Origin of the sequence: Streptomyces sp. NPDC050636 (genome assembly GCF_040654775.1) — a bacterium.
Classification (GTDB): Bacteria; Actinomycetota; Actinomycetes; order Streptomycetales; family Streptomycetaceae; genus Streptomyces.
Map to the genome: position 1 here is coordinate 1 of NZ_JBFAIP010000282.1, position 1,040 is coordinate 1,040.

General features: G+C 69.4%; 1 protein-coding gene. It reads left to right on the forward strand.

The features are described from left to right. Positions 1-40 precede the first annotated feature (40 nt). Positions 41-1,040, forward strand: a 1,000-nt coding sequence (locus AB0I10_RS41270; protein WP_363157866.1) for an acyltransferase domain-containing protein, incomplete at its 3' end; no start/stop codon positions are given.

The window sequence follows — 1,040 nt, forward strand, 5'->3', positions numbered from 1 at the left end:
GGTGTTCGCCTTTGCGGGTCAGGGGTCGCAGTGGCTGGGCATGGGGCGGGAGTTGGCGGAGTCCAGCCCGGTGTTCGCAGCGCGCCTCGCGGAGTGCGAGGCGGCGCTGGCATCGTACGTGCCGTGGTCGTTGAGTGATGTCCTCGCGGGTGTGGAGGGTGCGCCTGCGTTGGAGGCTGCGGATGTGGTGCAGCCTGCGTTGTGGGCGGTGATGGTGTCGCTGGCGGCGGTGTGGGAGGCCGCGGGAGTGACCCCCGACGCGGTTGTCGGTCACTCACAGGGTGAGATTGCTGCGGCGACGGTGGCGGGGATGCTGTCGCTTGAGGATGGCGCGCGGGTGGTGGCGCTGCGTTCGCAGTCGTTGAAGGTCCTGGCTGGTGCGGGCGGGATGCTGTCGGTGAGCCTGTCGGCTGGGGCGGTTGAGGAGCGCTTGCCGAAGTGGGGTGAGCGTTTGTCGTTGGCGGCGGTGAACGGGCCGTCTGCGGTGGTGGTTTCCGGTGAGCCGGGGGCGTTGGAGGAGTTGCAGGCGGAGCTGGAGGCCGAGGGTGTCCGGGCCCGGATGGTGGCCGTGGATTACGCGTCGCACTCCGCGCAGGTGGAGCGGCTGGAGGGGGAGATTCTCTCCGTACTGGCTGAGGTGACGCCCTGTCAGGGTCGGGTGCCGATGGTGTCGGCGATGACGGGCGAGGCTCTGTCGGGCCCCGAGCTGGATGCCGCGTACTGGTACGGGAGTCTGCGGGCTTCGGTGTATTTCGACCGTGCGGTGCGGACCCTGGCTGGTCAGGGGCATCAGGTTTTCATTGAGGTCACTCCGCATCCGGTGCTGTTGGGTGCGATGACCGAGTCGTTGGAGGAGGTGGCGCAGGAGGCGGGCCCGGGTGCGGTGCCCGCTTCGGTGTGCGGGACGCTGCGCCGCGACGACGGTGGGGCGACGCGCCTGATTACGTCGCTGGCCGAGGCGTTCGTCAATGGTGTGGCCGTGGACTGGTCCGTGGTGCTGCCGCAGGCGAAGCGGGTGGAGCTGCCCACGTACGCCTTCC